Genomic DNA, 20,974 nt, shown 5'->3' with positions numbered 1-20,974 from the left:
CTCCCGAGGAACCGGCCGGCCGGGACCGGTACCACCGACGACCGACCTGTCCGAACTGCCGAGAGGAGAGCGCCACCCATGCCCCCCACCGACGCGAGCGCCGACACCAGCGGCACCACCCCCTCCGCCGGCGGTGGGGTGGAGGACACCCTCGAACTGCGGCTGCCCGAGGAACTCGTGGAGCTCTTCGAACAGGACCGGCAGCCGGGGTCCCGGACGGCCGTGGACCAGGACCCTCCGGCCGCGACGCCCGGGGAGGGCCCCGAGGGCAAGCACCCCGACCACGCGCCCTTCCCCGGCGAGGACCTGCTGGACGCCCTCTCCGAGTGGGGTGCCGTGCCCACCCCCATCGGTTCCTTCCAACTCGTGCCCGTCCGGATCGAACGCGATCTGCGGCTGATCAGCCGCTGGATGAACGACCCCGCCGTCGCGGCCTTCTGGGAGCTGGCAGGACCGGAGTCCGCCACCGAGGCCCACCTCGGCGGTCAGCTGGCGGGGGACGGCCGCAGCGTCCCCTGCCTCGGCGTGCTCGACGGTGTGCCGACGGGCTACTTCGAGATCTACCGCGCCGACCTCGACCCGCTCGCACGCCACTACCCGGCCCGGCCCCATGACACCGGCATCCACCTGCTCATCGGGGGCGTCGCCGACCGCGGCCGCGGCGTCGGTACGACCCTGCTCCGGGCCGCGGCCGATCACGTGCTCGACCACCGGCCCCGCTGCGGACGCGTGGTCGCCGAGCCCGACCTGCGCAACACCCCTTCCGTCTCCGCCTTCCTCAGCGCCGGCTTCCGCTTCTCCGCCGAGGTCGACCTGCCCGACAAGCGAGCCGCGCTCATGGTCCGCGACAGAGCGCTGAGCAAGGTGCTGTGACCGACCCGCTGCCTCACGTACATCGCTCGAACCGCATCGGTTCCATCCGAGGAGTCCCCGTGCCGAAGTCCCCTGCCACCCCAGACTCCGACGAGCCGTCCGCCCTGCTCGCGCCGGCCGAGCTCACCCCGGAAGCCTGGCAACGGGCGTCCGTCCGTCTGCTCGCCAAGACGCTCGGTGAATTCGCCTACGAAGAGATCATCGAGCCGCTGCCCCAGGGCCACGACGACGGCTACGCACTCCGCCTCGACGAAGGGGAGAACCTCACCTTCCGGGCCCGGCGCGGCGCGTACGGCAGCTGGACGGTCGACCCCGACTCCGTCCGGTGCGACGGAACCCCGTTCACCGACCCGCTCCGCTTCCTGACGGCCGCCCGCCACCTCCTCGCGCTCGACGGCGCCACGCTCGGCCACCTCGTACGCGAGCTGAGCACGACCCTGGCCGCCGACTGCAGGCTCGACCACACCGCACTTCCCGCCGCCCGGCTCGCCGACCTCGACTACGCCTCCCTGGAGGGCCACCAGACCGGCCATCCCTGGCTGGTCCTCAACAAGGGCCGCCTCGGCTTCTCCGCCCGGGACTGCGCCCGCTGGGCCCCGGAGGCGCGGAATCCGGCCCGACTTCCGTGGATCGCCGTCAGTACCCGCCTCGCCGCCTACCGAGGCGTGCGGGGACTCGACACCCCCGAGCTCCTCTACGCCGCGGAACTCGACGCTCCGGTGCGCGGGGCCTTCACCGCCACGCTGACGAACCGCGGCCTCGACCCCTCCGACTACCTCCTGCTGCCCGTGCACCCCTGGCAGTGGGACCAGGTGCTGCTGCCCCTCTACGCCCCCTCGATCGCCCGCGATGAAATCGTCCCGCTCACCACGGACGGCGACCTGCGGCTTCCGCAGCAGTCCATCCGCACCTTCCTCAACACCAGCCGCCCCGACCGGCACACCGTGAAGCTCCCGCTGTCCGTGCTCAACACGCTCGTCTGGCGGGGACTGCCGACCGAGCGCACACTCGCCGCGCCCGCCGTCACCTCATGGGTCCACGGACTGCGCGACCACGACCCCTTCCTCCGCGACGAGTGCGGAGTGATCCTGCTGGGGGAGGTGGCCTCGGTCACCGTCGAGCACCCGCACTACGACCGGCTGCCCGAGGTGCCGTACCAGTACAGGGAACTGCTCGGCGTCATCTGGCGGGAGCCCTTGCGGCTGCCCGCCGGGGAGCGGGCCCGCACCCTCGCCTCGCTCCTGCACACCGACCCCGTGGGGCGCGCCTTCACCGCCGAACTGGTCGAACGCTCCGGGCTGGCCCCCGCCACCTGGCTGCGTCACCTCTTCGCCGCCCTGCTCCCGCCCCTGCTGCACTTCCTCTACCGGTACGGCACGGTCTTCTCCCCCCACGGCGAGAACGCCATCGTGGTCTTCGACGACCACGACGTGCCCGTACGTCTCGCGATCAAGGACTTCGTCGACGACGTGAACGTCAGCGCCAGGGCCCTGCCGGAACTGGGCACCATGCCCGACGACGTGCGCGCGGTCCTGCTCACGGAGGAGCCCGCCTTCCTCACCCAGTTCATCCACTCCGGTCTCTTCGTCGGGGTGTTCCGCCATCTCGCCCCGCTGTGCGAGGAGCAACTGGGCGTACCCGAGGCCGAGTTCTGGTCTCTCGTCCGTGCGGAGATCCTGCTCCACCAGTCGCGCTTCCCCGAGCTCAAGGACCGCTACGAGCTGTTCGACCTGCTCACTCCGCGTATCGAGCGCCTCTGCCTGAACCGCAACCGGCTCCACCTCGACGGCTACCGTGACCGCCCCCAGCGCCCGCACGCCGCCGTCCACGGGACGGTCCGCAACCCTCTGAGCGTGTGACGACGCAGCGCTCCGGCCGGGACCGGAACGCACTGTCAGCGGCGCCCCGTAGGGTGGGCGGTCTATGACGAAGCCATCCCTCCCCGAGCTCCTCCACGCAGCGGTCGCCGCCGTCGGCGGCGTCGAAAGGCCTGGCCAGGTCACCATGGCCGAGTCCGTCTCCCAGGCCATCGACGACGGGTCCCATCTGCTCATCCAGGCCGGCACCGGCACGGGCAAGTCCCTCGGGTACCTCGTGCCCGCCCTGGCCCACGGGGACCGCGTGGTGGTCGCCACGGCGACGCTCGCGCTGCAGCGTCAGCTCGTGGAGCGGGACCTGCCGCGGACGGTGGACGCCTTGCATCCGCTGCTCCGCCGCAGGCCGGAGTTCGCCATGCTCAAGGGCCGGTCGAACTATCTGTGTCTGCACCGCCTCCACGAGGGCGTCCCCCAGGAAGAGGAGGACGGGCTCTTCGACCCTCCCCTGGCCTTCGGCATGGGGAACCCCACCTCGGCGGCCGCCCCCACCAGCAAGCTGGGCCAGGACCTGACGCGCCTGCGCGACTGGTCCGACGAGACCGAGACCGGCGACCGGGACGACCTCACCCCCGGTGTGTCCGACCGGGCGTGGTCGCAGGTCTCCGTTTCCTCCCGGGAGTGCCTCGGCGCGAGCAAGTGCGCCTACGGGGCGGAGTGCTTCGCGGAGATGGCGCGGGAGCGCGCCAAGCTCGCCGAGGTCGTCGTGACGAACCACGCCCTGCTCGCCATCGACGCGATCGAGGGCGCCCCGGTGCTTCCGCAGCACGAGGTGCTGATCGTGGACGAGGCGCACGAACTGGTCTCGCGCGTCACCGGCGTCGCCACGGGCGAACTCACTCCCGGTCAGGTCAACCGCGCGGTGCGACGCGCCGCCAGACTGGTCAACGAGAAGGCGGCCGATCAGCTGCAGACGGCCGCCGAGGGCTTCGAGAGGCTGATGGAGCTCGCGCTGCCCGGCCGCCTTGAGGAGATCCCGGAGGACCTGGGGTACGCACTGCTGGCGCTGCGCGACGCCGCCCGCACGGTGATCTCGGCGCTGGGCGCCACCCGCGACAAGTCCGTCCAGGACGAGGACGTCGTCCGCAAGCAGGCGCTCGCCTCGGTCGAGTCCGTCCACGAGGTCGCCGAGCGGATCAGCCACGGCTCCGAGTACGACGTGGTCTGGTACGAGCGCCACGACCGCTTCGGAGCGTCCCTGCGCGTCGCCCCGCTCTCGGTGTCGGGTCTGCTGCGGGAGAAGCTCTTCGCCGACCGCTCGGTGGTGCTCACCTCGGCGACGCTCAAGCTGGGCGGCGATTTCAACGGTGTGGGCGCGTCGCTCGGACTGGCCCCCGAGGGCGCCGAGGGCGAGGAGCTTCCCGCCTGGAAGGGCGTCGACGTCGGCTCGCCGTTCGACTACCCGAAGCAGGGAATCCTCTACGTCGCGAAGCATCTGTCCCGTCCGGTACGGGACGGCGGACGGGACGACATGCTCGACGAGCTCACCGAGCTGATCCAGGCCGCCGGAGGCCGCACGCTCGGCCTGTTCTCCTCGATGCGTGCGGCCCAGCTCGCGGCCGAGGAGCTGCGTTCCCGCATCCCCGAGTTCCCGATCCTGCTCCAGGGTGAGGAGACGCTCGGGGAGCTGATCAAGAACTTCGCGGCTGATCCGAAGACCTGTCTGTTCGGCACGCTCTCCCTCTGGCAGGGAGTCGACGTCCCCGGTCCGAGCTGCCAGCTGGTGGTGATGGACAAGATCCCGTTCCCGCGCCCGGACGACCCTCTGATGAGCGCCCGCCAGAAGGCCGTGGAGGACGCTGGCGGGAACGGATTCATGGCCGTGGCGGCGACCCATGCCGCGCTGCTGATGGCCCAGGGCGCCGGCCGGCTCGTGCGGGCCACGGGAGACCGTGGTGTGGTCGCCGTGCTTGACCAGCGGCTGGCCATGGCGCGGTACGGGAGCTATCTGAAGGCGTCACTGCCCGATTTCTGGTACACGACGGACCGTAATCAGGTGCGCCGCTCCCTTGCGGCCATCGACGCGACGGCGAGGGCGGACGGGAAGTAGGACAGGAGGATAGGCGGACAGGGGCCTGGTCGCTCCGCGAGGCGGCGCGGGCCGTCCCTTGCGACGGGACGTCGGACGGGGCGGCCCCTGTGGACGCAACAGGGCCCCGGAACCGGCGCAGTGGGTCCCGGGGCCCGGCCAGAGCCGACGGAGTGTGCTCACACCCGCCGGAGCACCGCCACCACCTTGCCGAGGATCGTCGCCTCGTCCCCGGGGATCGGCTGGTACGCCGCGTTGTGGGGGAGCAGCCATACGTGGCCGTCCTCGCGCTTGAAGCGCTTGACCGTGGCCTCGCCGTCCAGCATGGCTGCCACGATGTCGCCGTTCTCGGCGACCGGCTGACGGCGGACCGTGACCCAGTCGCCGTCGCAGATCGCGGCCTCGATCATCGAGTCACCGACGACCTTCAGGACGAACAGCTCACCGTCGCCGACCAGCTGCCGGGGGAGTGGGAAGACGTCCTCGACCGACTCCTCGGCGAGGATGGGGCCACCGGCGGCGATGCGGCCGACCAGCGGCACGTACGAGGCGGCGGGCTTGCCCGTGGTGTCCGTGGGCTGCGTGGCCGGCTGGTCCGAGCCGCGCACCTCGTAGGCCCGCGGCCGGTGGGGGTCGCGCCGGAGGAAGCCCTTCCGCTCCAGAGCCATGAGCTGATGGGCCACGGACGACGTGCTGGAGAGGCCGACCGCCTGGCCGATCTCACGCATCGACGGCGGGTATCCGCGGCGCTGCACCGAGTCACGGATGACCTCGATGACCCGGCGCTGGCGGTCCGTGAGGCCGGAGCTGTCCGCGCGGATTCCTGGAGGTCGACCGGGCAGCGAACGAGCGGGGCGCCCGGGCTCTGCGCCCTCCGGGGTCGTGGCTGCGTCATTCATGGCATGCACCGGCTCGAATCGGTTCTGGGAGCGGTCCTGGGCAGTGATGGTGGCACTGTCAGCGGTGGTGGTCACGTCGGCCCCTCTCGAGATGGTCTCCCTAGCTGGACAACGGTAGTTGCTTTCGAAAGGTTGCGCCAAACACACGTTCGAGTGAAAAAACGCAGATCACCTTACGCTCGCATGTGGCTGGGTGTATAGGCGGCCGCTCCGATGATCCGGGTCGTCGCGACCGCCTTCGCGGCCGGGTGTGAGCCGCGGGGCTGTCCACCGCCAGTCTGTCATCCGGGACGCCGGAAAGGGGCGACCGCGGCCCCCGGAATCGGATGCGCCGGGCCCCTCCCGTAATCTCGTGGCCGGCCCGGCGGCGGCCGCGAGCCACGGGGCGCGCGCTCCTGAGGTGCGACACGCGCCGGTGCGGGATTGGCGGGCCGAACCCCAGATCTAGTGGTTGGATTGTCCCAGCCGCCTAGAAGTTGTGGTCCCCGGTCCATCAAGGTCGCAGCGATCGCCTATGCTTGTGGCTGCTTCGAGGGGGCCGATGCGCCCCCGCGGGGCTGTTCAGTCGTGCTGTCGAGGAGGGTTGGGAACCATGCACTGCCCCTTCTGCAGGCACCCTGACAGTCGTGTCGTCGACAGCCGGACCACCGACGACGGCACGTCGATCCGGCGCCGCCGCCAGTGCCCCGATTGCTCCCGTCGGTTCACGACGGTCGAGACGGCGTCGCTGATGGTGATCAAGCGCAGCGGGGTGACCGAGCCCTTCAGCCGCAACAAGGTCATCTCCGGCGTGCGCAAGGCGTGCCAGGGGCGGCCCGTCACCGAGGACGCCCTCGCCCAGCTCGGCCAGCGGGTCGAGGAGGCGGTGCGCGCCACCGGCAGCGCCGAGCTGACCACCCACGACGTGGGTCTGGCCATACTCGGCCCCCTGCAGGAACTCGACCTCGTCGCGTACCTGCGCTTCGCGTCCGTGTACCGAGCGTTCGACTCGCTCGAAGACTTCGAGGCCGCCATCGCGGAGCTGCGCGAGCAGCGGCAACCGGCAGAGGAGAGCGGGCCCGGTGCGACCCACGAGGTCCCCGAGCCCGCCAGGGCTGCCGACTGATCGAACGGCCCCGCGGGGCGGGGCGGGGTTCGGTCGCAGAGCGGCTGAGGAGACCTGTCACGGGTGCTGCGCACGGCGCTGCGTCCGTGATGACAGACAGAGACCGTGCCACGGGAAGAACTGGGCACTTCAGGGCGTTTTTGCCCGTATATGGGAGGCGGCATGACAGAGACGACGAGCGGCCCGGCACGAGGGTCCCGCGCCAAGGGATCCAAGGCTGCCGCGGCCCGGCAGGGCCTGCGCATCGAGCGCGTCCACACCACACCCGGCGTGCACCCGTACGACGAGGTGGCCTGGGAGCGCCGTGACGTCGTCATGACCAACTGGCGCGACGGCTCGGTCAACTTCGAGCAGCGTGGCGTCGAGTTCCCCGACTTCTGGTCGGTGAACGCGGTCAACATCGTCACCAGCAAGTACTTCCGCGGGGCGGTCGGCACCCCGCAGCGCGAGGTGAGCCTGAAGCAGCTCATCGACCGCATCGTGAAGACGTACCGCAAGGCCGGTGAGGACTACAAGTACTTCGCCTCGCCCGCCGACGCGGAGATCTTCGAGCACGAGCTGGCGTACGCCCTTCTGCACCAGATCTTCAGCTTCAACTCGCCGGTGTGGTTCAACGTCGGCACGCCCCAGCCGCAGCAGGTCTCCGCCTGCTTCATCCTGTCCGTCGACGACTCCATGGAGTCGATCCTCGACTGGTACAAGGAAGAGGGCATGATCTTCAAGGGCGGCTCCGGCGCCGGTCTGAACCTCTCCCGGATCCGCTCCTCCAAGGAACTGCTCTCCTCCGGCGGGAACGCCTCCGGACCGGTCTCCTTCATGCGCGGGGCCGACGCCTCCGCCGGAACGATCAAGTCCGGTGGTGCGACGCGGCGGGCCGCCAAGATGGTCATCCTCGACGTCGACCACCCCGACGTCGAGGACTTCATCGAGACCAAGGTCAAGGAGGAGGAGAAGATCCGCGCGCTGCGCGACGCGGGCTTCGACATGGACCTGGGCGGCGACGACATCACGTCCGTCCAGTACCAGAACGCCAACAACTCCGTCCGTGTGAACGACGAGTTCATGAAGGCCGTCGAGGCCGGTGGCAAGTTCGGCCTGCGTGCCCGGATGACCGGCGAGGTCATCGAGGAGGTCGACGCGAAGTCGCTCTTCCGCAAGATGGCCGAGGCGGCGTGGGCCTGTGCCGATCCGGGCATCCAGTACGACGACACCATCAACCACTGGCACACCTGCCCCGAGTCGGGCCGGATCAACGGCTCGAACCCGTGCAGCGAGTACATGCACCTGGACAACACGTCCTGCAACCTGGCCTCGCTGAACCTGATGAAGTTCCTGAAGGACGACGGCAGGGGCAACCAGTCCTTCGACGTCGAGCGCTTCCAGAAGGTCGTCGAACTCGTCATCACGGCGATGGACATCTCCATCTGCTTCGCGGACTTCCCGACTCGGAAGATCGGCGAGAACACCCGCGCCTTCCGTCAGCTCGGCATCGGCTACGCCAACCTGGGCGCCCTGCTGATGGCGACCGGCCACGCGTACGACTCCGACGGCGGCCGCGCCCTGGCCGGTGCCGTCACCTCGCTGATGACGGGCACCTCCTACCGGCGCTCCGCCGAGCTCGCCGCGGTCGTCGGCCCGTACGACGGCTACGCCCGAAATGCCGAACCGCACCAGCGGGTGATGAAGCAGCACGCCGACGCCAACGGCACGGCCGTCCGCATGGACGACCTGGACACCCCGATCTGGGCCGCGGCCACCGAGGCCTGGCAGGACGTGGTCCGCCTCGGCGCGAAGAACGGTTTCCGCAACGCGCAGGCGTCCGTCATCGCCCCGACCGGCACGATCGGTCTCGCGATGTCCTGCGACACCACCGGTCTGGAGCCGGACCTCGCACTGGTCAAGTTCAAGAAGCTCGTCGGCGGCGGCTCGATGCAGATCGTCAACGGCACCGTGCCGCAGGCGCTGCGCCGTCTCGGCTACCAGGAAGAGCAGATCGAGGCGATCGTCGCCCACATCTCCGAGCACGGCAACGTGATCGACGCTCCGGGCCTGAAGCCCGGGCACTACGAGGTCTTCGACTGCGCTATGGGCGAGCGCGCCATCTCCCCGATGGGCCACGTCCGGATGATGGCCGCGATCCAGCCGTGGATCTCCGGCGCCCTGTCCAAGACGGTCAACATGCCGGAGACGGCGACCGTCGAGGAGGTCGAGGAGATCTACTTCGAGGCCTGGAAGATGGGCGTCAAGGCCCTCGCGATCTACCGGGACAACTGCAAGGTCGGCCAGCCGCTCTCCGCCAAGAAGAAGGAGGAGGAGAAGCAGGAGATCGCCGAGAAGGCCGAGGAGGCCATCCGTACCGCGGTCGAGAAGGTCGTCGAGTACCGCCCGGTGCGCAAGCGCCTGCCCAAGGGCCGTCCCGGCATCACGACCTCCTTCACGGTCGGCGGCGCCGAGGGCTACATGACCGCCAACTCCTACCCGGACGACGGTCTCGGCGAGGTCTTCCTGAAGATGTCGAAGCAGGGCTCCACGCTCGCGGGCATGATGGACGCCTTCTCCATCGCCGTCTCGGTCGGCCTGCAGTACGGCGTGCCGCTGGAGACCTACGTCTCCAAGTTCACGAACATGCGCTTCGAGCCGGCCGGCATGACGGACGACCCGGACGTGCGGATGGCGCAGTCGATCGTCGACTACATCTTCCGCCGCCTGGCGCTCGACTTCCTGCCCTTCGAGACCCGCTCGGCGCTCGGCATCCACTCGGCCGAGGAGCGTCAGCGGCATCTGGAGACGGGTTCGTACGAGCCCGCCGAGGACGAGGTGGACGTCGAGGGCCTGGCCCAGTCCGCCCCGCGCCAGCAGGAGAGCCTGAAGCCGGTCTCCGCCCCGAAGGCCGGGACTCCGGCCCCGCAGCAGGCCCACACCTCCGCGGAACTGGTCGAGATGCAGCTCGGCATCAGCGCCGACGCGCCGCTGTGCTTCTCCTGCGGCACGAAGATGCAGCGTGCGGGTTCCTGCTACATCTGCGAGGGCTGCGGCTCGACGAGCGGCTGCAGCTGACACCGGGCGGCCCGCGCCGGGTGTGACGCCCGGCGCCGGCCGAACCCGGGGCGTGGGATCCGGGGGAGGGACACCGGCGACGAGCCGGCGTCCCTCCCCCGGTTCTCGCCCCTCGCCGCGGCACGGTAGGACCGGGCCGGCCCACGCCCCCTCCGGCCGGCGGCGTGGGCGACGAGGGACGGGGCACACCGGTCGCCCCGGGGCGGGTGCCGCGGTCTCGGCCGGGCCCGCCGCGAAGGCTCCCCTCAGGCGGGCGTGCCCATCAGCTCGGCGAACTCGGCCGGGTCGGCGCTGAAACCGCGCAGGACCGGACGCAGCTGCCACGCTCCCGCGTCGTCCCGGGTGAACTCCGCGATCGTGGCGGCCGAGGCGTCCGGGACGCCCGAAAGGTCGTGGCTCGCCAGCTCCACCGGACCGTCGAGTATCCGGACTCCGGTGTTGGGGACGTCGGCGAAGGACTTCTCCGCGTTCCGCTGCTGGATGACGACGCCGACGACGACCCTCGCGTAGGCAGCCGCCAGCCGTTCGAGTTCGAGGGTCATCACCTCGTCCGCGCCGAAGCCCTGCCCGGTACGGCTGTCCCGGTCCAGGGTGATGGTGCCGTCGGGCGACCGGCTGTCGAAGTGCACGAGATAGGCGGGCGCGCCGTGCGGGGCGTCCGCCCTGTAGGTGGCGGCGACGATGTCGAGGTCGTGGGCGGCCGCTCCGATGGGGCTGGGGTCCCACTTGAGCGTCACCTGGACCTTCCGGAGCCCTTTGCTGAGACTGCTCACCCGAATTCCCTTCCTCTCGGACGGCGTAGGCCCGCCAGGACGGTGGTCCGGCCGTCAACTCCGCGCGTCACGTGCGAGTTGTCATCGTGTCATGTGATCGACGACGTCCGGGGTCGGACGGGAGGGGGCGGCTCGAACCGGTCGGGCCGTTGACCGGAGGCGTACCTTCACCCGGTAGAGTGACCAAGGCCACGTCCCCTGGCCGTACGATGGCGCGGTGCTGGTCAAGTGGATTCGCTGCACCGTCGTGGACCGTCGGGGGTTCGAACGCGGGCAGCGGAAATGGGCGGGGCTGCTGGGGGAGCCGGGCTTCCGGGGGCAGGGTGGCGGCTGGAGCAGGGGGCGGCCGGATGTCGCGCACGTGTTCGCGTTCTGGGAGTCCCGCGCGTTCTACGACTCATTCATGGCGCGGTCGCACGACCGACTCGCGTCCGCCCAGTCGGGCACGTACAGGAACCTCCAGGCAAAGCTCTTCGACCACCGCTTCGACGTGAAGACCGGATTCGAGCCGCGCTTCACGGACGCCGACGTGGTGCGCGTGGCGCACTGCAAGGTGCACGAGCACCGGGTCGAGCACTTCTCCCTGATGCAGGAGAAGGTGTGGAACCCGGCGATGGCGGGGTCTCCGGGAATGGTGCGGGGGCTCTTCGGCGAGGCTCCGGGGAACGAGTTCCTGGTGCTGTCCATGTGGCAGTCGGTCGCCGAGCACGGCAAGTACCGGGTGGAACGGGTGGAGCGGCTCTCCCTGAGAGCACAGACGGAGGCGGACATCGCGGCGCTGGCCGGCGACGTCGTGGAGCTTCAGCCGTCCTGGACCGTGTGACCGCCTGGACGGGCGGGGGCGGACGAACCGCCGGCGGACGCCGCCACCGCGGACGGAGCGGAGGACCGTTGCCCACTTCGGCCCGGCCCACGGATGTGTGCGCGTCATGTGAGGACACGCCGCAGCCGTGCCACCGGGCTCCGCGTGCGAGGCCGCTCCGATCTAGGGTTTGTCCTATGGCACGACCACGGCGCATCGTCCTCGTCCGGCACGGCGAGTCGGAGGGCAACGCCGACGACTCGGTCTACGAGCGCAAGCCCGATCATGCGCTGAGCCTCACCGACCGTGGGTGGCACCAGGCCGAGGAGACCGGCAACCGGCTGCGCGGGCTGTTCGGCCACGAGCGCGTCAGTGTCTATGTGTCGCCTTATCGACGTACCCACCAGACCCTTCACGCGTTCCGGCTCGACCCTCGGCTCGTCCGGGTCAGGGAGGAGCCGCGGCTGCGCGAGCAGGACTGGGGGAACTGGCAGGAGAGGGACGCCGTGCGGTTGCAGAAGGCCTACCGCGATGCCTACGGCCACTTCTTCTACCGCTTTCCGCAGGGTGAGTCGGGAGCCGATGTGTACGACAGGGTGGGGGCGTTCCTGGAGAGCCTCTACCGGAGCTTCGAATCGCCCGAGCACCCGCCCAACGTCCTGCTCGTCACCCACGGACTGACCATGCGCCTCTTCTGCATGCGCTGGTTCCACTGGACGGTGCCCGAGTTCGAGTCGCTGTCGAATCCCGACAACGGCGAGACGCGGGTGCTGCTGCTCGGCGAGGACGGCCGGTACACGCTGGACAGGCCTTTCGAGCGCTGGTGCACCCCCGAGTGGTACGGGATCACCGGTTAGAGTGGCGGTGCGATGACCGCTGACTCCTCTCTCGACCGGCGCCTCGACCGCGCCCTGGCCAGCCTGCGCGGGCTGTCCGTGGGAGACGCCCTGGGCTCCCAGTTCTTCGTACCCTCCAACTATCCGCTGCTGAAACGGCGCGCGCTGCCGTCGGGGCCCTGGCAGTGGACCGACGACACCGAGATGGCCTGCTCGGTGGTGGCCGTCCTGGCCGCCCACAGCCGGATCGACCAGGACGCCCTCGCGCGGTCCTTCGCCGACCACCACGACTTCGACCGGGGCTACGGGCCCGCCGTCAACCGGATGCTGCGGCTGATCCGCGAGGGCGGCGACTGGCGTGAGCTGGCCTCGCAGCTCTTCAACGGCCAGGGCTCGTGGGGCAACGGCGCGGCGATGCGTATCGCCCCGCTCGGCGCCTGGTACGCCGACGACCCCGAGCAGGCCACCCATCAGGCGGAGATCTCCGCGTACACGACGCACCAGCACCGCGAGGCCGTCGTCGGCAGCATGGCGGTCGCGGCGGCGGCGGCGCTCGCGGCCGCCCCGGGCGGGCCTCCGCCGCCCGCCGACCTGCTCGACGGCGTGATCGCACTCGTGCCGCGCAGCGCGGTGGGGCAGGGGCTCCGCCGGGCGCGCGACATGCTCGACTACGGCGATGCCGGCACGGTCGCGGCGGTGCTCGGCCGGGGACGGCGCACCAGCGCGCACGACACCGTTCCGTTCGCGCTCTGGTCCGCGGCACGGGCGCTCGGGGACTTCGAGAAGACCTTCTGGACCACCGCTCAGGTCGGCGGGGACGTCGACACGACCTGCGCCATCGCGGGGGGAGTGGTCGCGGCGGCGGGGGCCGGGGCTCCGCCCGCGGCCTGGCTGGCGCAGACCGAGGACCTGCCCGACTGGCTGCCCGCCCAGGTTGCCTGACCGGCGGAGGCTGCCCGGGCGGGGCCTTGCTCCCGGCCGTCCCGACGCTCTGTCACGGTCCTGCCACAACCCGGTCGCGACGGGGCGTTCCGCGGGGTCCGGGGCTAGCCTGTCGGCCACGCCGCAGCGTTGATCACGACGGGCGTGCGCCGATGAGACGCCGGGACGGCGGGACGGCCCTGTCTGCCCCACCCGCGGTGCCCGGTCGGGAGGGGGTCCCGTGCCAGACGTACCGTCCACACCGCAAGCCCCGGACACCGGGCCCGGGCCGGAGGAGCGAGCCGGATCCGGGGAAGAATCGTTCGTCCAGGACCGGGTCCCGGAGCGGGACGACGATTCCGGCGACGGCTCCGGGCCGCCTGCGGATCCTGCGGGTCCGGTCCCGGCCCTGCCGCCGGCAGGGACGCGGGAGCGGCATTCGGACGGCGGCCGCGAGCGGACCACGCACGAGGCCGGTGACGCCCGGCCTCGTGGAGACGGGGGAAGGCCACCCGAGTCGGGACGGTCACCGGAGTCGGGGGCGTCGCCGGAATCGGGCGGGCACGCGGCGACAGCCGGGTCCGCGGCCGTCGGTGCGTCGGCGGAGGGGGACCCGCTCGGTACCGCGCCGCGCGATGCCGTCGGCGGTGCTCCGGACGCCGGGTCCCCTGGGCCACCGGGCATGCCCGGGGCCGCACAGAGCCACGGTTCGTTGGCCGGCCCCGGCGGCGCCCAGGCGCGCACGCAGCACGGACAGCCCTGGCGTCCACCGGTCGAACGGCCCGAGGCCCGGCTCGCCTCCATCCGCCCCGCCCGGCGCGAGCCCGCTCGTGCGGCGACGCTCTGGTGTGCCCTCGCCACCGCACTGCTCAGCGCATTGCTGCTCGGTGACGGGCTCGGGGTGAACCTGCTGATCGTCGCGGCGCCGGCCACGCTCGCCGCGTACTTCGCCGCCAGAGCCGCGGGCCGACGGCTGCGCCCCTGGACGGCCGTCTGGGCGGTCGGCGGCCTCGCGCTGCTGCTCGTCCCGGCCCTGCGCGACGCGGGCTGGCCGACGTTCCTGGCCGTGGTCTCGGCGCTGGCCGTCGGCTCGCTCGCTCTTCACGGGGGCCGCACCTGGCCGGGCGTCGTCCTCGGTCCGGTCGGCGTGCTGGACTCGCTGGTGACCGGTCCGGTGTGGGGGTGGCGCGGACTCCGCGAACGTGCGGACGGTTCGAGGGGCCGCTGGGGCCCCGTGCTGCGCGCGAGCGCGGTGGCCGTCTTCCTGCTCCTCGTGTTCGGCGCGCTGTTCGCGGGCGCCGACGCGGCGTTCGCCGATCTGCTCGGCCAGCTGACACCGGACGTCTCGGGTGTCGACGCCCCCTGGCGCTTCCTGCTGTTCCTCGTCGGGCTGGCCGGGGCACTCGCGGCGGCGCACACCGCGGCGGCGCCGTTGCGCTGGGACCGCTTCACCCTGCGACAGGGCAGAGCGAGGGGCAGGGTCGAGTGGGCCCTTCCCCTGATCGTCCTGGACCTGCTCTTCGCGGCCTTCATCGCCGTCCAGCTGGCCGTCCTCTTCGGCGGGTACGACAGGGTGCTCCGCGAGACGGGACTCACCTACGCCGAGTACGCGCGGCAGGGTTTCTGGCAGCTGCTGTGGGCCACTCTGCTCACCCTCGTCGTCATCGGGCTGGCGCTGCGCTGGGCGCCGTGCGGAGGGGCCCGCGACAGCGCCCTCGTCCGCGCGGTGCTCGGCACGCTGTGCGTACTCACCCTGGTGGTGGTGGCCTCCGCGCTGCGCAGGATGGACCTCTACGTCGACGCGTACGGGCTGACGCGGCTGCGGATCTCGGTCGCCGCGATGGAGCTGTGGCTGGGACTCGTGCTGGTGCTGATCATCGCCGCGGGGATCCTCGGGAGCCGCTGGCTGCCGCGCGCCGTCGCGGGCAGTGCCGCCGCCGCGGTCCTGGCCTTCGGCCTCGGCTCGCCCGACGCGCTGGTCGCCGAGCGCAACGTCCAGCGCTTCGAGAGCACAGGGAAGATCGACGTCCGGTATCTGCGCGATCTTTCGGCGGACGCCGTCCCCGCTCTCGACGCCCTTCCCGAGCCGGTGCGCTCCTGCGCGCTGAAGGACATCGAACGCGTCCTGTGGGAGACGGAGCAGTCCTGGTACGACACGAGCTGGGGGCAGGCCCGGGCGAGGGAGATCCTGGAGAAGCGGCCGGCATCGGCGGGCGGTTCGTCCTGCCGGGAGTACGGGCGGTACGGAGGGGGCGGGGACGAGTACACCCGTGACGGGTACGGGGAGGACTCCTACCCCGACGACTTCGACCCCGGTACCGGCATGGACTGACGGCGCCGTCCGCCCGGGCGCCTACCTGGCGCCGCCCGGTGCGCCGTCCGCCCGCACGGTCCGCCTCGCCGCGAGGTGCGGTCCGCTCCCCGCCAGAGCGAGTGACGTCGGCGAGGCGAGCGTGACGACCGGAGGCCGGTCGTGAACCCCCGGCGCCGCCCGATGACGCCGCCGGCCCGGCACCCGGTTGCCGACGTCCCGGAGGCCGGGCTGCCGTCGCTGGGGGACGCGCCGGATCACGGAAGCGTTCCTGAGGATCTCTGCCAACTGGCCTGCCGGACGCGGGCGGTGACATAGTCGACAGCCGGATGCGGCCTGCGTGCGGTCCTTCACGAATGCGATACGTCGACGGTCGAGCGCTTCCAGGGGCTGTTCGTCAGCGGCGCCATCGAGTCGCCGACGCATCTCCTCCGGTGGGCGTACGGCGGGGTGTGGCCCGGGGTGACGTGTGTTCGGACGCGATGGACGAGATGGTCTTCGGCGTGATTCCGGCGATGATGATGTACCGACACAAAATGTGCGGAAGCGAATGATGGGACGTCGGCATCGCCGGCATGATCGATCGGGCCGTGATGCCGCCGCTGCGCCGGTGCGACGGCGGACGGCGGGCGCGTCCGGGAGAAGGGGGAGCCGGGGTGTCGCGGCCGCGCCGCGCGGCGTAATCTGTCTGGCGCCATGCCGTACGAACCACCCACCCACACCGTTGAGCGCTCACTCCGCGCCACCACCGGTGCCAAGATCATCGCCGGTGTCGACGAGGTCGGGCGAGGGGCGTGGGCCGGTCCTGTCACAGTGTGCGCGGCCGTCACGGGCCTGCGCAGGCCCCCCGAGGGGCTGACCGACTCCAAGCTGATCACTCCCAAGCGTCGCGCCGTCCTGGCCGCGGAGCTGGATAGATGGGTCACCTGTCATGCGCTCGGGCACGCCTCCCCGGAGGAGATCGACGACCTGGGGATGACGGCGGCCCTGCGGCTGGCGGCCGTGCGGGCTCTGGACGGGCTTCCCGTCCGGCCCGACGCGGTCATCCTGGACGGCAAGCACGACTACCTGGGCGCGCCCTGGCGGGTCCGGACGGTCATCAAGGGCGACCAGTCCTGTATCGCCGTGGCGGCCGCCTCGGTGATCGCCAAGGTGCGGCGGGATGCGCTGATGGCCGAGCTCGGACTGGAAGCGGCGGCGTTCGAGCCGTACGCCTTCGCGGACAACGCCGGCTACCCGTCGCCCGTGCACAAGGCGGCGCTGCACGAGCTGGGTCCCACCCCCTTCCACCGGCTTTCCTGGGCCTACCTCGACGCGATGCCGCGCTGGCGGCATCTGAAGAAGGTCCGGCTCCCGGTGGAGACGGCCGCTCTGGAAAGCGGGGGCCAACTCGGCTTCGACTTCTGAACCGGCCGTACCGGGAGTACTGTGCCGACCGGCCTCACGACCGGTCGCACTTATGTGCCACCCGCCGGTGCTCGTCGCACCGGCGTTTGATAGACATCCACCCATGCCTCTCATCCCCGAGGAGCCTCAGATTCACGAGAGTGCCCAGGGTCCCCGCGCTGCATCGGCCGCAGGCCGCACCGCGCCGACCCCTCGTCCCGTACCCGGCCCGCGTGGCGCGGCCGCACCCCGTCCCGGGCGCCCCGGCCCCGGTCCGGCCAGGTCCGCTCCGCCGGCGCAGCGCGCGCACGGCTCCACCGCCACCGCGTCGCCGCGGCAGGAGAATCGTTCCGCGCCGCAGATCCAGCTCATCCCCGCTTCCGCCGACGGCGCCCTCGACGCCGCCGGTGAGGCCGTCGACCTGCTCCTCGACTCGGGGCGTGCCCCGGGCGAGATCCTCGTGCTGACCACGGGTGAGCAGCACCCCTGGGCGGCCCATGAGCTGTCCTTCGGCGAGACGGCCTACTGGGCCCAGCACGACGCCGCCGACGACGTCTTCTACGCGGACGCCGCCTCGGTGGACCGTGCCTCGTCCCGGCCCGTGGTCGTCGTCGCCGTGAACGGCGGCAGCGACGACGACGCGGCGCGGACGCTGCCCATCGCCATGGGGCGCGCGCGTGCGCTGCTGATCGTGTGCGGTGATCCGCAGCCGATCAACGCGGCACTCGGCGCGGGCGTCTGAGCCGGACGGCAGCGCGCACATCCGGACCGGGCGCGACACACTGCCCGTCCGGGTGCGACGCTCTGCCCCGGTGTCGTCGTCCGGCCCTGCGCAGTGCGGGCGTGCTGTGCGGCCGGGCCGTGCTCCGTGTGCGGCACCGCCGACGGGTGGGCGCCGGCTTCCCTGCCCGCGGGTTGCGCCCCCGCACGCCGCCGAGTCGCGCGTACGGGGTCGTGGCCGTCGAACAGGGGCGGTGCAGGACGCGGCCCGAGGTCCGGGTCCGGTCGCCGGCGCGGAGCCGGGAAGCAGGCTGTTCGCCTCTCAGCGGGCCGCCGTACGGCGCAGCGCCTCGGCGGCGCCGCTCGCCGTACGCAACGGTGCGGCCCCCGTCCCCGGCACCAGATCCGCGAAACCGTTCGACCGCGAGTCGGAGCTGGGCCGACGGCCGCCGCGTCCTTCGCCCAGCACCTGCCACCCGCCGCGCGTCAGTGTGATGTAGGCGCCGCAGCGCAGGCCGTGCAAGGTGCACGCGTCTCGCAGTCCCCACATCCAGGCGCCGTCCTCCTCCGTCCAACGCTCGTCGCCCTCACGGCAGTAGAGCAGCACGGCGGTGCGGACCGGTGAACGGCGGCGAAGGTCGTGCGGGATGACCCGCCGCAGCTGTGCCAGCAGGGCGTTGCGGAAGTCCCAGCCGTCGGCCGGGGAGGCCCGCCGGACGAACGAGGCGCTGGCGATGAGCCGTTCCTCGGGATCGAGCACGGCGACGACGGCCGTCGACGGCGCGGGCTCATGGCGGACGTGCAGGCCGCTCACGACCTCGCGTGGGTTGCGCAGGAGAGGTATCCCCGCTTCCGCCCACTCCGCGGGTTCCAGCAGTCTCGCGAGACGACTGGCGGAGCCGGCCGATCCATCGAACGCAGTGGCTGCGGACGAGGCGAATCCGAAGGTCACGGTCCTCCCTTCGCATACGCGCCCGCACTGCGGGCAGGGTCGGGTGAGGGCGCACCGCGGCATAGCCCTTTGCGGACCTCGACCGGACCGGGCGGGGGCGGTGGTTCCAATTCTTGCGGGCTCAGAGGCGGGCGGCAACGAGCAATTGAGGCCGCTGACGGGAATGGGCAGAAATGGTGCTCATATCCCTGCCCGCCGCTGCACGGTGTCACGCTCCCCTCACGCCTGAACTGCCAGGACCAGCGGAAACACCCCCTCAGCTCCCGCTCGGCGCAACAGACGTGACGCGACGGCGAGGGTCCAGCCGCTGTCCGAAAGATCGTCCACGAGCAGCACCGGACCGCCCGCCTCGACCACCGTCCGCGCCAGATCCGGTGGGACGACGAGGAATTCGTGCAGTCCCCGCACCCGCTGAGCGCTGTTCGTACGCGAGATGTGCCGGTCCTCCGAACCGGCCGTGTACTCGACGGAGCCGAGGAGGGGCATCCTCCCGACCTCCGCGATGCGGGCCCCGAGCGAGCCGACGAGGCGCGGCCTGCGGCGCGAGGCGACGGTCACCACGCCGACGGGACGGGCCGGTCCGCCAGCGGCTCCGGAGGACCAACCACCCGGGCCCCTGGCCCAGTCGGCCAGGACGCTGACGACCGCATCGGCCACATCGGCGGGGACCGGCCCGTCCGGAGCCTGCGCTGCGAGCATCGGCCGCAGCCGGTTGCCCCAGCCGATGTCGGAGAGTCGGCCCAGCGCCCGGCCCGTGAACGCCTGTTCGCCCACGGGAATCCGCCCCTTGAGATCCACGCCGACCGCCGGAAGACCGGTGGGCCACATCTTGCGGGGCTCCACCTCCACGCCCGGGCGCCCCAGTTCACCGCGCGCGGCGTCCAGCGCTGCTGAGGACACCGAGGCGTCGAAGCGGGAGCCGGCGCAGTTGTCGCAGCGGCCGCACGGGACGGCCTCCTCGTCGTCCAGCTGCCGGCGCAGGAACTCCATGCGGCAGCCCACGGCCGAGGCGTAGTCGCGCATCGCCTGCTGCTCGGTTTCGCGCTGACGCGCCACCCACGCGTAGCGCTGGGAGTCGTACACCCACGGCCGGCCGGTCGTCGTCCAGCCGCCCTTGACCCGGTGCACCGCTCCGTCCACGTCGAGGACCTTGAGCATCGTCTCCAGCCGTGTGCGGCGCAGTTCGACGAGCGGTTCCAGCGCGGGCAGGGACAGGGGCCGCCCGGCCTGCGCCAGCACGTCGAGGGTGCGGCGCACGAGGTCCTCCGGAGGGAAGGCGACCGAGGCGAAGTACTGCCAGATCGCCTCGTCCTCCTTACCGGGCAGGAGCAGCACCTCGGCGTGCTCCACGCCGCGGCCGGCCCGGCCCACCTGCTGGTAGTAGGCGATGGGCGAGGAGGGCGACCCGAGATGCACCACGAAGCCGAGGTCCGGCTTGTCGAACCCCATCCCGAGCGCGGAGGTGGCGACCAGGGCCTTGACCCGGTTGGCGAGCAGGTCGTCCTCCGCCTGTTGCCGGTCCGCGTTCTCCGTGCGGCCCGTGTACGACGCCACCGTGTGCCCGCAGTGCCGCAGATACGCCGTCACCTCCTCGGCGGCGGCGACCGTGAGCGTGTAGATGATCCCCGAGCCGGGGAGCTCACCGAGATGATCGGCCAGCCAGGCCAGCCGGTGGGCGGCGTCGGGGAGTTGGAGCACGCCGAGGCTGAGGCTCTCCCGGTCCAGCGGCCCGCGCAGCACCAGCGCGTCGGTACCCGCACCCGTGCCCAGTTGCTCCGCCACGTCGGCGGTCACACGAGCGTTGGCCGTCGCGGTCGTGGCCAGCACCGGGACACCGGGCGCCAGATCGGCGAGCATCGTGCGCAACCGCCGGTAGTCGGGGCGGAAGTCGTGGCCCCAGTCCGAGATGCAGTGCGCCTCGTCCACCACGAGCAGGCCGGTCGCCGCGGCGAGCTTCGGCAGCACCTGGTCCCGGAAGTCCGGGTTGTTCAGCCGCTCGGGACTGACCAGCAGCACGTCGACAGTACCTGCGGCCACCTCATCCTGGACGGTCTCCCACTCCTCCGTGTTCGACGAGTTGATCGTCCTGGCCCGGATTCCCGCCCGAGCGGCGGCCTCCACCTGGTTCCGCATGAGCGCGAGCAGCGGCGAGACGATCACCGTCGGACCGCTGCCGCGCTCACGCAGCAGTGACGTGGCGACGAAGTACACGGCGGATTTGCCCCAACCGGTCCGCTGCACGACCAGCGCCCTGCGCTTGTCGGCGACGAGCGCCTCGATGGCCCGCCACTGGTCCTCGCGCAGTCGGGCGGCGCCGGTGGCGTCCCCGACGAGACGTGCGAGTACGGCGTCGGCCGATGCCCTGAGTTCTGCGCGCTCTGCGTTGGTCATGCCTCCATGCAACCCGATGACAAGGACAATCCGCGAACGAGCCGG

General features: G+C 71.7%; 15 protein-coding genes. 11 read left to right on the top strand and 4 right to left on the bottom strand.

Annotation, left to right across the window (positions count from 1 at the left end; genetic code table 11):
* Window positions 1-78: 78 nt before the first annotated feature.
* From FEF34_RS09215 to FEF34_RS09205, 3 genes are all read left to right on the top strand, one after another.
* Window positions 79-873, top strand: a complete 795-nt coding sequence (locus FEF34_RS09215; RefSeq protein ID WP_138052717.1) for a GNAT family N-acetyltransferase — start codon at window positions 79-81, stop codon at window positions 871-873.
* Between the two features lie 59 nt (window positions 874-932).
* Complete coding sequence (locus tag FEF34_RS09210) at window positions 933-2,732, top strand: IucA/IucC family protein (RefSeq protein WP_138052716.1); 1,800 nt, start codon at window positions 933-935, stop codon at window positions 2,730-2,732.
* A gap of 64 nt (window positions 2,733-2,796) precedes the next feature.
* Window positions 2,797-4,797 (top strand): ATP-dependent DNA helicase, encoded by a 2,001-nt coding sequence (locus FEF34_RS09205; RefSeq protein ID WP_138052715.1) that lies wholly within the window; start codon window positions 2,797-2,799, stop codon window positions 4,795-4,797.
* Between the two features lie 158 nt (window positions 4,798-4,955).
* Here FEF34_RS09205 and lexA read toward each other — a convergent pair whose 3' ends face one another.
* Window positions 4,956-5,750 (bottom strand): transcriptional repressor LexA, encoded by a 795-nt coding sequence (gene lexA, locus FEF34_RS09200; RefSeq protein WP_138052714.1) that lies wholly within the window; start codon window positions 5,748-5,750, stop codon window positions 4,956-4,958.
* A gap of 517 nt (window positions 5,751-6,267) precedes the next feature.
* On the opposite strand from lexA, the gene nrdR reads away from it, so the two are divergent.
* Together nrdR and FEF34_RS09190 are read left to right on the top strand one after the other, a co-directional pair.
* Window positions 6,268-6,780, top strand: coding sequence for a transcriptional regulator NrdR (gene nrdR, locus FEF34_RS09195; RefSeq protein ID WP_138052713.1), 513 nt, complete (start codon window positions 6,268-6,270; stop codon window positions 6,778-6,780).
* Window positions 6,781-6,942: 162 nt separating this feature from the next.
* Window positions 6,943-9,837, top strand: a complete 2,895-nt coding sequence (locus FEF34_RS09190) for a vitamin B12-dependent ribonucleotide reductase (protein ID WP_138052712.1) — start codon at window positions 6,943-6,945, stop codon at window positions 9,835-9,837.
* A gap of 245 nt (window positions 9,838-10,082) precedes the next feature.
* Here FEF34_RS09190 and FEF34_RS09185 read toward each other — a convergent pair whose 3' ends face one another.
* Complete coding sequence (locus FEF34_RS09185; RefSeq protein ID WP_138052711.1) at window positions 10,083-10,610, bottom strand: TerD family protein; 528 nt, start codon at window positions 10,608-10,610, stop codon at window positions 10,083-10,085.
* A 217-nt stretch (window positions 10,611-10,827) separates the two neighbouring features.
* Here FEF34_RS09185 and FEF34_RS09180 point away from each other — a divergent pair, with 217 nt between their 5' ends.
* The 6 genes from FEF34_RS09180 (at window position 10,828) to FEF34_RS09155 (ending at window position 17,608) form a co-directional block, all read left to right on the top strand.
* On the top strand, window positions 10,828-11,433 hold the full coding sequence (locus FEF34_RS09180) for a YdbC family protein (protein WP_138052710.1): 606 nt from the start codon (window positions 10,828-10,830) through the stop codon (window positions 11,431-11,433).
* 176 nt (window positions 11,434-11,609) lie between these two features.
* Window positions 11,610-12,269 carry a histidine phosphatase family protein gene (locus tag FEF34_RS09175; RefSeq protein ID WP_138052709.1) on the top strand — a complete coding sequence of 220 codons (660 nt, stop codon included), beginning with the start codon at window positions 11,610-11,612 and terminating at the stop codon, window positions 12,267-12,269.
* Between the two features lie 12 nt (window positions 12,270-12,281).
* Window positions 12,282-13,190, top strand: coding sequence for an ADP-ribosylglycohydrolase family protein (locus FEF34_RS09170; protein ID WP_138052708.1), 909 nt, complete (start codon window positions 12,282-12,284; stop codon window positions 13,188-13,190).
* Window positions 13,191-13,851: 661 nt separating this feature from the next.
* Complete coding sequence (locus FEF34_RS09165; RefSeq protein WP_138052707.1) at window positions 13,852-15,501, top strand: DUF4153 domain-containing protein; 1,650 nt, start codon at window positions 13,852-13,854, stop codon at window positions 15,499-15,501.
* A gap of 675 nt (window positions 15,502-16,176) precedes the next feature.
* Entirely contained in the window at window positions 16,177-16,887 is a 711-nt protein-coding gene (locus tag FEF34_RS09160) for a ribonuclease HII (protein WP_138052706.1), read from the top strand.
* Between the two features lie 103 nt (window positions 16,888-16,990).
* The gene (locus FEF34_RS09155; protein WP_138052705.1) at window positions 16,991-17,608 is read left to right on the top strand and encodes a hypothetical protein; all 618 of its coding nucleotides are present in this window, start codon (window positions 16,991-16,993) and stop codon (window positions 17,606-17,608) included.
* A 300-nt stretch (window positions 17,609-17,908) separates the two neighbouring features.
* On the opposite strand, the gene FEF34_RS09150 is transcribed toward FEF34_RS09155, so the two are convergent.
* Complete coding sequence (locus FEF34_RS09150) at window positions 17,909-18,538, bottom strand: hypothetical protein (RefSeq protein ID WP_138052704.1); 630 nt, start codon at window positions 18,536-18,538, stop codon at window positions 17,909-17,911.
* Between the two features lie 219 nt (window positions 18,539-18,757).
* Window positions 18,758-20,929, bottom strand: coding sequence for a RecQ family ATP-dependent DNA helicase (locus FEF34_RS09145; protein WP_138052703.1), 2,172 nt, complete (start codon window positions 20,927-20,929; stop codon window positions 18,758-18,760).
* Window positions 20,930-20,974: the final 45 nt, after the last annotated feature.

The organism is Streptomyces marianii (genome assembly GCF_005795905.1).
In the GTDB taxonomy this organism is placed as follows: Bacteria; Actinomycetota; Actinomycetes; order Streptomycetales; family Streptomycetaceae; genus Streptomyces; species Streptomyces marianii.
This window is presented reverse-complemented; position numbering and strand designations above follow the sequence as displayed.